The following is a 13,180-nucleotide window of genomic DNA, read 5'->3' on the forward strand; positions in this document are numbered from 1 at the left end:
CCCGCCAATCAGGCGAACCCTCGTCTGTGATCGCTGCATAACAGAACACATCATGTTTTCAGGCATTTTTCGCAGTGCAACGTTGCAGCGAGCGGTCGGTGGAAAAGCGATGTGCGGATGCACATCGCTTTTCCACGAGCCGGGCGCATAATGCCCATCCCGACGATGCAATCGATAGTCGCCCGCTGTGGAGGACGTCATGCAAGCGAAAAACGAAGATGCTGTCGCGCATCTGTTCAACGACATCGTCGAATTCGCACGAGGCCGGTTGCCCGAGCCCGCGTTCGGCGTCGTCGAACCTTTTCTGCGGCATTACTACGACTTCGTCGACGCGGACGACCTGCATAGTCGCGGCATCGCGGATCTCTACGGCGCCGCGATGGCGCACTGGCAAACGGCGCAGCGCTTCGCGCCCGGCACCGAACGCCTGCGCGTGTACAACCCGATTCTCGAACAGCATGGCTGGCATTCCGATCACACGGTTGTCGAGATCGTCAACGACGACATGCCGTTTCTCGTCGACTCGGTATCGATGGCGGTGAACCGGCTCGGGCTCGCGCTGCATTCGGTCGTGCACCCGGTGTTCCGGCTGTGGCGCAACACCGACGGCACGATCGCCCGGGTCGCGCAGGGCGGCGAGGAGGCGGGCGACACGCACTCGCATCTGACATCGTTCATTCATTTCGAGGTGGACCGCTGTGGCGATGCGGCGCGGCTCGCGGCGTTATCCGACGACATCGCGCATGTGCTCGGCGACGTACGCGCAGCCGTCGAAGACTGGCCGAAGATCGTCGACATGGCGCGCGCGACGATCAAGGAGATGAAGGCCCGCGAGACCGGCGCCGAAGGCGTCGAGGCGCGTGCGTTTGTCGAATGGATGGCCGCCGATCACTTCACGTTCCTCGGCCAGCGCGACTACGAACTCGTCGCGCATGGCGACGGCCTCGGCCTGCGCGGCGTGCCGGGCTCCGGCCTTGGCATCCTGCGCGAAGCGCTGCGCGAGCCGGGCGCCGCCGAGATCACACCGCTGCCGCCGGCCGCGGCTGAAATCATCCGCGGCGCGTCGCCGATTTTTCTGACCAAGGCGAATTCGCGCGCGACCGTGCACCGGCCGGGCTACCTCGATTACGTCGGCGTGAAACTCACGGACAAAGACGGCAACGTGCGCGGCGAGCGGCGCTTCATCGGGTTGTACACGTCCACGACCTACATGGTGTCGAGCGCGGAAATTCCGATCGTTCGGCGCAAGTGCGCGAACATCGTGCGGCGCGCGGGCTTCCTGCCGAAGGGCCATCTCGGCAAGTCGCTCGTGACGGTGCTCGAAACCTGGCCGCGCGACGAGCTGTTCCAGGCCGACGAAGACGAACTCTACGACGTCGCGCTCGGCGTGCTGCGATTGCAGGAACATCAGCGCACGCGGATTTTCGTGCGGCGCGACCGCTTCGACCGTTTCGTGTCGTGCCTCGTGTTCGTCGCACGCGACAAGTACAACACCGATCTGCGACGACGCATCGCCGCGCTGCTGACGGACACGTTCAACGGTGCGACCGTCGAGTTCACCCCGCTCCTGTCGGAATCGACGCTCGCGCGGATTCATTTCGTCGTGCATGCGCAGTCGGGCACGATGCCCGAGGTCGACACGCGCGAACTCGAAGCGCGGCTCGTGCAGGTCACGCGCCGCTGGCAGGACGATCTCGCCGATGCGCTGCTCGATGCGTCCGGCGAAGAGCAGGGCAACCGGCTGCTGCAGCGCTACGCCGATTCGTTTCCCGCCGGCTATCGCGAGGACTATCCGGCGCGCACGGCGGTACGCGACATCGAACTGATCGAACGCGTGCAGGGCAGCGAGCGGCTCGCGATGAACCTGTATCGACCGATCGAATCGGGCCCACGCGCGTTCCGTTTCAAGGTGTACCGGACCGGCGAGCCGATCGCGCTGTCGCGCAGTCTACCGATGCTCGAGCATCTCGGCGTGCGCGTCGACGAGGAGCGGCCGTACCTGATCGAAGCGCCTGGTGCGAAGCCCGCGTGGATTCACGACTTCGGGCTCGAACTCGCGGACGATGCGGAGTTCGACATCGAGCGCGTGAAGGATCTGTTCGAGGACGCGTTCGAGCAGGTGTGGACCGGCGAGATCGAAAACGACGACTTCAACCGGCTGGTGCTGCGCGCGCATCTCGGTGCGCGCGAAGTGACGATCCTGCGCGCGTATGCGAAGTATCTGCGGCAAGTGGGTTCGACGTTCAGCGATGCGTATATCGAGCGCGCGCTGACCGGCAATCCGGCGATTGCGCGCGGGTTCGTCGATCTGTTCGTCGCGCGTTTCAACCCGGCCACGACCGGCACACCGCAGGTCCGCGACGCGCGCACCGCACAACTGCACAAGGACATCGAAAGCGCACTCGACAAGGTGCCGAATCTCGACGAGGACCGCATTCTGCGGCAGTTTCTCGGCGTGATCGGTGCGACGCAGCGCACGAATTACTATCAACGCGACAAAGAGGGAAAACCGAAAGCGTATCTGTCGTTCAAGTTCGATCCATCGAAGGTGCCCGGCTTACCCGAGCCGAAACCGATGTTCGAAATCTGGGTGTATTCGCCGCGCGTCGAAGGCGTGCATCTGCGCGGCGGACGCGTTGCGCGCGGCGGCCTGCGCTGGTCGGATCGTCGCGAGGATTTCCGCACCGAAGTGCTCGGGCTGATGAAAGCGCAGATGGTGAAGAACGTCGTGATCGTGCCGGTCGGATCGAAGGGCGGTTTCGTCGTGAAGAACCCGCCGCCGCCCGGCGACCGCGAAGCGTGGATGCGCGAAGGGATCGCGTGCTATCAGACGTTCCTGCGCGGGCTGCTCGATCTGACCGACAACCGAGTGGCCGGCGCGATCGTGCCGCCCACGGATGTCGTGCGCCTCGATGCGGACGACCCGTACCTCGTGGTCGCCGCGGACAAGGGTACCGCGACGTTCTCTGATTACGCGAATGCGATCTCGCAGCACTACGGCTTCTGGCTCGACGATGCGTTCGCGTCGGGCGGCTCGGTCGGCTATGACCACAAGAAGATGGCGATCACCGCGCGCGGCGCGTGGGAATCGGTGAAGCGGCATTTCCGCGAGATGGGTGTCGACACGCAGGCGACGGACTTCACCGTGGTCGGCGTCGGCGACATGTCGGGCGACGTGTTCGGCAACGGCATGCTGCTGTCGCCGCACATCCGGCTCGTCGCGGCATTCGATCACCGGCACATCTTCCTCGACCCGAACCCCGATGCAGCCGCGAGTTTCGCCGAGCGAAGCCGGCTGTTCGCGCTCGAGCGCTCGAGCTGGGCCGACTACGACCCCGCGCTGATTTCCGCGGGCGGCGGCGTGTTTCCGCGCACCGCGAAGACGATCCCTGTGTCGCCCGCGATGCAGGCGGTGCTCGGCATCGGCGCATCCGCGCTCGCGCCGAACGATCTGATCCGCGCGCTGCTGCTCGCGCCGGTGGACCTGCTGTACAACGGCGGCATCGGCACCTACGTGAAAGCGACGCGCGAGACGCATGCGCAGGTCGGCGACCGCAGCAGCGACGCGGTGCGTGTGAACGGCGCGGAGCTGCGCTGCAAGGTGGTCGCCGAGGGCGGCAATCTCGGCCTCACGCAACTGGGTCGTATCGAGTACGCGCAGCGCGGCGGCCGCATCAATACCGATGCGATCGATAATTCAGCGGGTGTCGACTGTTCGGACCATGAGGTCAACATTAAGATTCTGCTCGGCCTCGTCGTGGCCGACGGCGAGATGACCGCGAAGCAACGCAACGCATTGCTTGCGGAAATGACCGACGAAGTGGGCCTGCTCGTGCTGCACGACAACTACTATCAGACCCAGGCGCTATCGATCGCCGGGCGCTACGGCGTCGAACAGCTCGATGCGGAAGCGCGGCTGATGCGCATGCTCGAACGCGCGGGCCGGCTCAATCGCGCGATCGAATTTCTGCCTGCCGACGACGAACTCGCCGAGCGCCAGGCCGCGAAGCTCGGCCTCACGACGCCGGAGCGCGCAGTGCTGCTCGCGTACAGCAAGATGTGGCTGTACGACACGCTGCTCGAATCGAACTTGCCGGAAGATCCGCTCGTTGGCGGGATGCTGGTCGACTATTTTCCGCAGCCGTTGCGTCAGCGTTTCGCGGAGCCGATGCGGCGCCATCCGCTGCGTCGAGAAATTCTCGCGACCTATCTGACGAACGCGCTCGTCAATCGTGTCGGCTGTGCGTTCGTGCACCGGCTGATGGAGGAGACCGACGCGCAGCCGGGCGATATCGTGCGTGCGTGTCTGATGGCGCGCGACGTGTTCGATCTCGACCGCGTATGGGCCGACATCGATGCGCTCGACAACCGCGTCGCGGACGACGTGCAGGCGCGCATGTTCGTCGAGGTCGCACGGTTGCTCGAACGCTCGGCGCTATGGTTCCTGCGCCAGCTGCTGTCCGGTGCGGTGCGCGATGGTGGCGTGACGGATCTGCTCGAACGATGCCGCGACGCGGCGCAGCGGCTCGCGCCGCAATGGCCGGCACTGCTGCCGCACGAGGATCTCGATGCGTTATCGGCGCGACAGCGCGAACTTGTCGATGCGGGCGTCGACAGTGGTCTCGCGGTGCGGGTTGCGAGCGGTGAGAACTCGGCGGCGCTGCTCGACATCGCCGAAGTGGCAGCGACGAGCGGGCGCGACCTCGAACTTGTCGCGGGTGTGTACTTCGCGCTCGGCACGCGGCTGAACTACGGCTGGATCGGTGAGCGTGCAGCCACGTTGCCGACACCGACGCACTGGGACCTGCTCGCGCGCGCCACGGCGCTCGCCGAACTCGCGCGGCTCAAGCGAGCGTTGACGGCAAGCGCGCTTGCGCAGGACGAACATGCGGCTACACCGGACGCGCTTGTCGATGCATGGTGCGAACATCGCGCGGCTGCGCTCGAACGCTACGAACGACTGCTCGCGGATCTGCGTGCATCGGGCGGCGCGAGCCTGTCGATGCTGCTCGTCGTGGTGCGCGACATGGCGGTGCTGGAGCGCGCTTGACAACATGGTTTGGCGCACGAGCGGTTGTGATACAAAGGCGTTTCCTTCCACGACCGCCCGCACCGTCCGACGATGACAGAAGAATCGCCGAAAGCCATTTTCTACGCACTCGCTGCCAACTTCGGCATCGCCGTCTGCAAGTTCGCGGCCGCGGCGTTCACCGGTTCCGGCTCGATGTTCGCCGAAGCGATCCACTCCACCGCCGATTGCGGCAACCAGTTGCTGCTGCTGTTCGGGCTGCGGCAGGCGCGCCGTCCCGCAACCGTGCTGCATCCGCTCGGCGCGGGGCGCGCGATCTACTTCTATTCACTGATCGTCGCGCTGCTGCTGTTCTTCGTCGGCGGCGCGTTCTCGGTGTACGAAGGGCTGCACCGGCTCGTCGCGCACGAACCGCTGTCGCATGCGTTCGTCGCGCTCGTTGTGCTCGGCGTATCGGTCGTGCTCGAAACGTTTTCGCTGATGGGCGCGGTTCGCGAGATCCGCAAGCAGTACCCCGACAAATCGATGTGGCGCTGGTTCCGCGAAACGCGCGAGTCCGATCTGCTGGTTGTCGCGGGCGAAGACATTGCGGCGCTAGCAGGTCTCGCGATCGCGTTCGTCGCGGTGCTGGCGACCATGGTGAGCGGCAATCCGGTGTACGACGCGCTCGGTTCGATCGGCGTCGGCGTGCTGCTGATGGTGATCGCGTGGCTCGTCGCGCGCGAAGTGAAGTCGATGCTGATCGGCGAATCGGCGAGCCCGGAAGTGCGACGCGCGATCGAAGCGCATTTGCGCGCGCGCGGCGAGATCCGCAGCATCATCAACCTGATCACGCTGCAATGGGGCAAGCACGTCGTGGTTGCGGTGCAGGCCGAGATGATCGATTACGCGAGCGGCCGCGCGATGGTCGATGCGATCAACGTGGTCGAAGCCGATCTGCAGGCGACGTTTCCGCAGGTTAAATGGGTGTTTTTCGAACCGGACGTGCCGCGCGTCGCTGCTGCCGATCGATGAGATTGATGCTTTAGTCCTGCCACTAACCCGGTGTTGAGAAAGATTGAGATTTCGAGGTGCTGCAGCACTTCGACTGCTCTTCACGTGCCGTTGGCTCTTCGGCGAGGCGTTGTCCATCTTTAAGCTGAATCAAATCTGCGTCAGAAAAAATCACTGCATGCGGGATGCATTTATCCGCAAGGAATTTCATTCCATGGTCATTATCTCTTCTGTATCTTCAAGAGCGGAATCTTAAGGAATGCGACTCGCTATATGACTGCACACGTCGCGTCCGAAAGATGTGAAAGGATTCCACGTCGTATATTCCGTTCAACCTTCGAGGGGGTTTAATTGAAGAACATTCTTCTTGCTTTGGCATTGTCCGTTGCATCCCTTCCCGTGCTGGCAGCCGATGTCTGTCAAGGAGGCACCTTGCTGACCGGTACTGTTCTAACTGCGCCCACATACAAACCGGGATCGCAACTCAATGGCATCTATCTGGATCACACGCACGTGAGTTTGCAGGGAACCGACGGCCAGGTGTACGACGTCGCAATGGACGACGTTTTCGCCAACGGTTATCAACGAAACCAGGCTAGCGTGCCGTCTCCGTTGAACAAGATCCTTGTCGGCGATCAACTCGAACTCTGCGGGGAACTCTACACGGGCGGTGACGTTGGGATCCACTGGGTCCATACGAACTGTGGCGACACGCCGACGCCGACCGATCCGAACGGCTGGACCCGCGACCTGTCGCAGCCCGCGCTGGGCAACAATCTCGAGAGCAGCGAAACGTACTGTTATCTCTGGCAGTAAGCGACGCGCGCAAGGTCAGGCCATTCTCATGAATAAGAAGCGTGCACTCCTCGCCGCGGCAGGATTCACGAGTATGGTCCTGGCCACTGTCTATTACACCGCCCGTGGGCCGGCGCCGATGGTGCCGGCCGCTGTGTCAGCCCCCGGCTTGCGAACCGGCGAGGGCGGTACCTCGGTTTTCTCGCAGCTCGAGCCGTCGGCTGCAACAGGAACGGCTAACCAGGCGCGACCGTCCTTGACGGGCAGCAGCGGCCGTATAGTCGATCTGGGCGGCAAAACTGTCGCGCAGTACGTTGCCCGGTACGAAGGCGCCGCGCGCCTCGGTGACGCGGCCGCCGCCTATAAGGTCTATCTTGCCGAGTCGCTTTGTGCCGCGGGTTCCGCACGACGCGATTCGACTCAGGGCGATCGTGCTTCATCTGCCGTACCTGTCGATCAGGCGCATCTATGTGCGGCGGTTACGCCCGCTGAAGTTCAGGAGCGCCTTCAATTTCTCGCACTGGCCGCACGAACCGGTCAGGCGGGCGCGCAGGTCGACTTCTTTCTGGAGGGACCCGATGGAACGGGAGAAATTCCGTCAGCGGAAACCGATCCGGATAGTCCCGATGTCAAGCGCTGGAAGGATGATGCGTTGGATCATCTGAAGGATGCGGCCGGGCAATGTGATCCGCTCGCAGCCGGATTGCTTGCCACGAACTACAGCTCGGGGAGATTCAATGCGCAGGACCCGTCGCAGGCGATTGCATTCGACTTGCTGGCGGCAGCGGCAGGAAACGGTAAATGGTCGAGGGCGCGGCTGCAGGCGCAATTCGGTGCGAACATGAAGACCAGCGTGTTTGAAGCGGCTTATGCCGATGGGCTTCAGGCCGCGCGTGAGGCCTGTCCGCAGACCAGGACTCAATGAAGGATTGCACCTCGCCGCAAAGCAGTATCCGGGCCGAAGCGCTGGCCGCAATGAAGTAGCGTCTCTGTCGCGTCTTCGGATGACCGGATTTGTTAGCGAATCTCAATAGGGCATTGCACGCGAGGCGGTTGATGCGGCGATGGGCGATGCGAATAATGGAGCACAGATCGACGGTGAAGCGCCGTCGGTTTCCCGCTACTTGTTTCGCATTCAACTGCAGGAGCCTTTCATGCGTACATGGTTCATCACCGGCGTCAGCAGCGGCTTTGGCCGCGCGCTCGCCGAACGTCTTGTCGAGCGCGGCGAACGCGTCGTCGGCACCTTCCGCAACGACGCCGGCGCCGCCGCATTCGACGCGCTGGCACCAGACCGTTCGTTCGGCGTCGTCGTCGACGTCACCGACGAGGCAGCGGTGCACCGCGCGATCGACGCCGCCGAAGCGCGCATTGGCGGCATCGACGTGCTCGTCAACAACGCGGGCTTCGGGCTCGAAGGCGCCGTCGAGGAAGTGACGCTCGATCAGGCGCGTCACCAGTTCGAGGTCAACGTGTTCGGCCCGATCACGGCGATTCAGGCAGTGCTGCCGTATATGCGCAAACGGCGCGCCGGACATATCGTCAACGTGTCGTCGATGGGCGGCATCACGACGTTTCCGGGCCTTGGCCTGTATCACGGCAGCAAGTTCGCGCTCGAAGGCATTTCCGAGTCGCTGGCGAAGGAGATTGCGCCGCTCGGCATCAAGGTGACGCTCGTCGAACCGGGCGGTTTTCGCACGCAATGGGCGGGTGCGTCGATGACGCGCATCGAGAACCCGATCGACGACTACGACTCGACCGTGGGCGCTGCGCGCAAACGCCGCCAGGAGATGAGCGGCCGTCAGCCCGGCGATCCGCGCAAGGCCGCCGATGCGATCATCGGTGCAGTCGACGCACCGGAGCCGCCGCTGCATCTGCTGCTTGGCAAGGATGCGCTGCTGTTCGTCGGGCAGAAGCTCGGCGCGCTGCAGGCTGAAGTGATGAAGTGGGCGCCGGTGTCGGCCAGCACCGATTTCGATTGAACGGGGGCGGCCGGTACGCGGGTAGGAGTTCAGCGTGCCGGCCGCTTGCGTGCGGGCGCACGCTTCGACGCGGGTATTTCCGTCGGCACGGGCGACGTCGTGCGCAACGCGGACAACGCGTGCCGCGCGGGCTTCGGCCGCGCGAGCGCGTCCTTCAGGAAGTCGATCAGCACGCGCAGTTTCGGCGGCATGCTGCTGCGATTGAAGTAGTACAGGTAGAGCCCGGCCGTCGGGCTCCACTCTTCGAGCACGCGCACCAGTTGCCCCGAACGGATAAAACGCTCCACGTAGCGGTCGAACAGATACGCGATGCCGACGCCGTCGAGCGCTGCCTGCAGGACCACCAGCGAATCGTTCGTCGTGAGCCGTCCGCCGACTTCGATCTGCACACTCTCGCCGCCGCGCTCGAATTCCCAGCGGTACAGCGTGCCGGTGCTGCCCATCCGGAAGTGCACGCAATCGTGTTCGCGCAATGCGAATGGATGGTCGGGGACACCGCGTCGCGCGAGATAGTCTGGCGACGCGACGATCGCGACGCGCAGATCCGGCTGCAGCGGTACCGCCATCATGTCCTTCTCGAGCACATCGCCGAAGCGGATGCCCGCGTCGAACCCCTGACTCACGACGTCGGTGAGTCCGTTATCGAGCGTAATGTCGAGGCCGATGTCCGGATGCGCATCGAGGAATTCGCGCAGCAGCGGTTCGAGCAGCACGATGCTGGCGGTGCGCGGCACGTTCAGCCGCACGATGCCGGCCGGCTTGCCGGATGACCCCGCAACATCTTCGACCGCGTTACTCAGTTCGCTGACAAGCGGCTGGATGCGCGCGAGAAACGCGGCGCCGGCCTCGGTGAGGCTGACGCTGCGCGTCGTGCGATTGAATAGCCGCACGTCGAGGCGATTTTCGAGCTGGCGGATCGTGTGACTGATCGCGGACGGCGTGACGCCCATCGCGATCGCTGCCGCCGTGAAGCTACGCGCTTCGGCGACACGCACGAAGACGCCGAGCCCGTCGAGTGCATCCGGTTCCATAGCGCTTACTTGAAGCCAGTGACCGCGTGCGGCACGTACAGCTCTTCGAGCTTCGCGATTTCTTCGGCGGTCAGTTCGAGCGACAGCGCGGCCACCGCATCGTCCAGATGCTGCGGCTTCGTTGCTCCGACGATCGGCGCGCTGATCGGCTTCTTCTGCAGCACCCACGCGAGCGCGACCTGCGCGCGCGGCACGCCGCGGGCCGCCGCAATCTCGCCGACCCGCTCGACGATGCGACGATCCGCGTCGCCCGTCTGTTGATACAGCGTGCGACCGAACTCGTCGGTCTCCGAGCGCGCGCTCGTGGTGTCCCAGTCGCGCGTGAGACGTCCGCGCGCAAGCGGGCTCCACGGAATCACGCCGATGCCTTCGCTTTCGCACAGCGGCAGCATCTCGCGTTCTTCCTCGCGATACAGCAGGTTCACGTAGTTCTGCATCGTGACGAAGCGCGTCCAGCCGTGCCGCTCCGCGACATGCAGCGCCTTCGAGAACTGCCACGCGTACATCGACGACGCGCCGATGTAGCGCGCCTTGCCCGCCTTCACGACGTCGTGCAGCGCTTCCATTGTTTCCTCGATCGGCGTGTCGTAGTCCCAGCGGTGGATCTGGTAGAGATCGACGTAATCGGTGCCGAGACGCCGCAGGCTCGCGTCGATCTCCGCGAAGATCGCCTTGCGCGACAGGCCCGCGCCGTTCGGGCCTGGATGCATCCGGTTGAAGACCTTGGTGGCGAGCACGATCTCGTCGCGGCGCGCCATGTCCTTCAGCGCGCGTCCGACGATCTCCTCGCTCGTGCCCGCCGAGTAGACGTTGGCGGTGTCGAAGAAGTTGATGCCGTGGTCGAGTGCCTGCTTGATGAACGGGCGGGCCTGCTCTTCGTCGAGCGACCATGCGTGCGTGCCCTGGTCCGGCGCGCCATAGCTCATACAGCCGAGACACAGCCGCGAGACGTCGAGGCCGGTGCGGCCGAGTTTGATGTAGTCCATTTGTGCTGCTCCTGTCGAAACGTGCTGGAGGGAAAGGCAAGCAAAGGCGAGCGTTCGATTATAGAAATCCGGGCGCCGGAATTGACAAGCCGGCGCGCATAGATTGCTGAGGCAGATTTGATAATGACGCAGATTGCACGCGAATGTCGGGTGGCAAAAAAAATCGCTGCACTTATACTTGTACCGCTTCACTTCGTCTGCGGTCAGCAGCGTCGAGACGCGTGCCGGCGTCCTGCTGCACCCGCAGCACATCAGGCAGTTCCTCCCAACGCGACATAGAACAAAGGAAGGCCCCATTATGCTGACCCGTACCTTCAGTGTTGTCCCTGCGTTGATGCTGGCCGCGTGCGCGGCCGTTTCGCCGCTCTCCGCGAATGCGGATGACGGCGACAGCTTTGCCCAAGGCGACTCGTCGCACGGCCGTCACGTCAAAGTGATGATCATCTCGATGTTTGCCCCGGAAGGGCAGGTGTGGCTCGACCATCTTGGGCCGTGGGAGAAGATTACCGTCGCGGGGCTGTCGCCGGATTACCCGACGATCAGCTGCAACAAGCAGGACATCTGCGTGATGACGACCGGCATGGGTCATGCTAACGCTGCGACGTCGACGATGGCGCTGACGTTCTCGCCGCGCTTCGATCTGCGGCATACATACTTCATGGTGGCCGGCATCGCGGGTATCGATCCGCAGCAGGGCACCTTGGGCTCCGCGGCGTGGGCGAAGTGGCTGGTCGATTTCGGTATTCAATGGGAACTCGATGGCCGCGAAATTCCGCCGGGCTGGACCACCGGCTACCTCGGCATCAACACGACGAGCCCGACGCAGAAGCCGCCGCTCGACTATCGCACCGAAGTATTCCAGCTGAACACAAAGCTCGCCGATGCCGCGTTCGCGCTGTCGCGCAACGTCACGCTCGAAGACAACGCACAGGCGCAAGCGGCGCGTGCGAAGTTCTCGTATGCGCCCGCGAACCAGTCGCCAAAGGTCATTCAATGCGACACGCTTGCTGGCGACACGTGGTGGTCGGGTACCGACCTCGGCCAGCGCGCCCGCGACTGGACGAAAATCCTGACCGACGGCAAGGGCGTGTACTGCACGACGCAGCAGGAAGACAACGCCACGTATGAAGCGTTGAAGCGTGCGGCGAGCGTCAACCGCGTCGACCTGAATCGTGTTGCGGTGCTGCGTTCGGGGTCCGATTTCGACCGGCCGTACGACGGCCAGACGAGCGCGGACAATCTGCTGAACTACGCGGCGCAGGGCGGTTTCTCGATCGCCGTCGACAACCTGTACCGTGCGGGCAATCCGCTCGTGCAGGACATCGTTACGCACTGGAGCGAGTGGCGCGACGGTGTGCCGCGCCGCTAACCTCGCTGTACCGCCGGTGCTTCAGTGGGCGTCTTGGTGGGCGCCTCAGTGGGCGCGATAGGGCGTCCACACCGGGGCATCGGTGGACCAATCGTCGAGTTCGGACGGATTCATGGCAGGCTCCTTGTGAGAGAGGCGTGTCCGGCAGGCGGATGGATGCTGGACACGCGTGGTATGGGTGAATGGTGAGCGCTTATTGGTCGCTTACCGGTTGCTTCTGGTCGCGTGCGAGGCGGGTTGCGTCTTCGTCGTTTGACTGGATCGCGAGACGTTCGGCTTGCGTGCGAGCGATGAGGCTCTTGTCCGGATAGCTGTTGCGGCTGAGTGCGGGCAGCGAGCCGTCGCGATAGGCCTGCACGAGTTCGGCGTGGACTTCGGCGCGTGTTTTAGCGTGCTGCGTATCGATGTGGGCCCACGAATAATCGTTGTAGGTGCCTGCGCGGCCGATGCCGCCGCCACCGCCTGCGAAGGCAGCGGTGCTCGCGAGCATCGAGAGAAGCAGACCGGCGACGAGATGGCGTTTCATGATTCACTCCTGTGATTCGATTGCGGCGCCGAAGGGTTGGCGCTGCGGCAGGGTGAAATTTATGCTTTGAACTGGTTTTGATAAATCGCGGATTCGCGAAATGAATTGTTGGTGGGGTGGAACAATCGAAATCGCTTTTTCCTTGTTCTGTATAAGGTTTTTAGTTTTTTTTTATTGCCGTGGGCGGTGGTGTTGGGTTTGCTTTTTGGCTGTTTGCCCTGGTGGGCGGGTGCTAATTTGCGCCTCGCGGCGCAGGCGTTGCCCCTGTGCGGGGCGGCACCTCCTTTCTTTGCCGCGGCAAAGAAAGGAGGCAAAGAAAGCCGCTCGAGACGTTACCAGGTCCTTTCCGCGCGTAGCCCGAGATGGCCCGCACCTAAGTGTCGTCCTCGCACTGACACGGTAGTGGTCCGAGACGAGATCGTCCCTCGCGTCGCAAACCGGAGTGACACGGGGCCCGCCCACCCCGCGG

The 13,180-nt window shown here is 63.7% G+C and carries 9 protein-coding genes; 6 read left to right on the plus strand and 3 right to left on the minus strand.

Going from position 1 to position 13,180, the window contains the following annotated elements:
• Positions 1-199: 199 nt before the first annotated feature.
• The 5 genes from ACREXZ_RS14265 to ACREXZ_RS14285 all read left to right on the plus strand — a co-directional run bounded on the left by ACREXZ_RS14265 (position 200) and on the right by ACREXZ_RS14285 (position 8,799).
• Positions 200-5,050, plus strand: coding sequence for an NAD-glutamate dehydrogenase (locus ACREXZ_RS14265; protein ID WP_431764729.1), 4,851 nt, complete (start codon positions 200-202; stop codon positions 5,048-5,050).
• A gap of 72 nt (positions 5,051-5,122) precedes the next feature.
• On the plus strand, positions 5,123-6,043 hold the full coding sequence (locus tag ACREXZ_RS14270) for a cation diffusion facilitator family transporter (RefSeq protein ID WP_431764730.1): 921 nt from the start codon (positions 5,123-5,125) through the stop codon (positions 6,041-6,043).
• 330 nt (positions 6,044-6,373) lie between these two features.
• Positions 6,374-6,838, plus strand: a complete 465-nt coding sequence (locus ACREXZ_RS14275) for a hypothetical protein (protein ID WP_431764731.1) — start codon at positions 6,374-6,376, stop codon at positions 6,836-6,838.
• 73 nt (positions 6,839-6,911) lie between these two features.
• The gene (locus tag ACREXZ_RS14280; RefSeq protein ID WP_431764732.1) at positions 6,912-7,742 is read left to right on the plus strand and encodes a hypothetical protein; all 831 of its coding nucleotides are present in this window, start codon (positions 6,912-6,914) and stop codon (positions 7,740-7,742) included.
• A gap of 229 nt (positions 7,743-7,971) precedes the next feature.
• Positions 7,972-8,799 (plus strand): oxidoreductase, encoded by an 828-nt coding sequence (locus ACREXZ_RS14285; protein WP_431764733.1) that lies wholly within the window; start codon positions 7,972-7,974, stop codon positions 8,797-8,799.
• Positions 8,800-8,828: 29 nt separating this feature from the next.
• Here the strand turns inward: ACREXZ_RS14285 and ACREXZ_RS14290 are convergent, their stop codons facing one another.
• Both ACREXZ_RS14290 and ACREXZ_RS14295 read right to left on the minus strand, forming a co-directional pair.
• Positions 8,829-9,830 (minus strand): LysR family transcriptional regulator, encoded by a 1,002-nt coding sequence (locus tag ACREXZ_RS14290; protein ID WP_431764734.1) that lies wholly within the window; start codon positions 9,828-9,830, stop codon positions 8,829-8,831.
• Positions 9,831-9,835: 5 nt separating this feature from the next.
• Positions 9,836-10,816: an aldo/keto reductase gene (locus ACREXZ_RS14295; RefSeq protein WP_431764735.1), complete on the minus strand. Its 981-nt coding sequence runs from the start codon at positions 10,814-10,816 to the stop codon at positions 9,836-9,838.
• Positions 10,817-11,114: 298 nt separating this feature from the next.
• Here ACREXZ_RS14295 and ACREXZ_RS14300 point away from each other — a divergent pair, with 298 nt between their 5' ends.
• A complete protein-coding gene (locus ACREXZ_RS14300) occupies positions 11,115-12,185 on the plus strand; it encodes a purine-nucleoside phosphorylase (RefSeq protein WP_431764736.1) in 1,071 nt (356 codons plus the stop codon).
• 193 nt (positions 12,186-12,378) lie between these two features.
• Here the strand turns inward: ACREXZ_RS14300 and ACREXZ_RS14305 are convergent, their stop codons facing one another.
• The gene (locus ACREXZ_RS14305) at positions 12,379-12,711 is read right to left on the minus strand and encodes a DUF4148 domain-containing protein (RefSeq protein ID WP_431764737.1); all 333 of its coding nucleotides are present in this window, start codon (positions 12,709-12,711) and stop codon (positions 12,379-12,381) included.
• Positions 12,712-13,180: the final 469 nt, after the last annotated feature.

The organism is Paraburkholderia sp., from assembly GCF_050742655.1.
Taxonomy (GTDB): Bacteria; Pseudomonadota; Gammaproteobacteria; order Burkholderiales; family Burkholderiaceae; genus Paraburkholderia.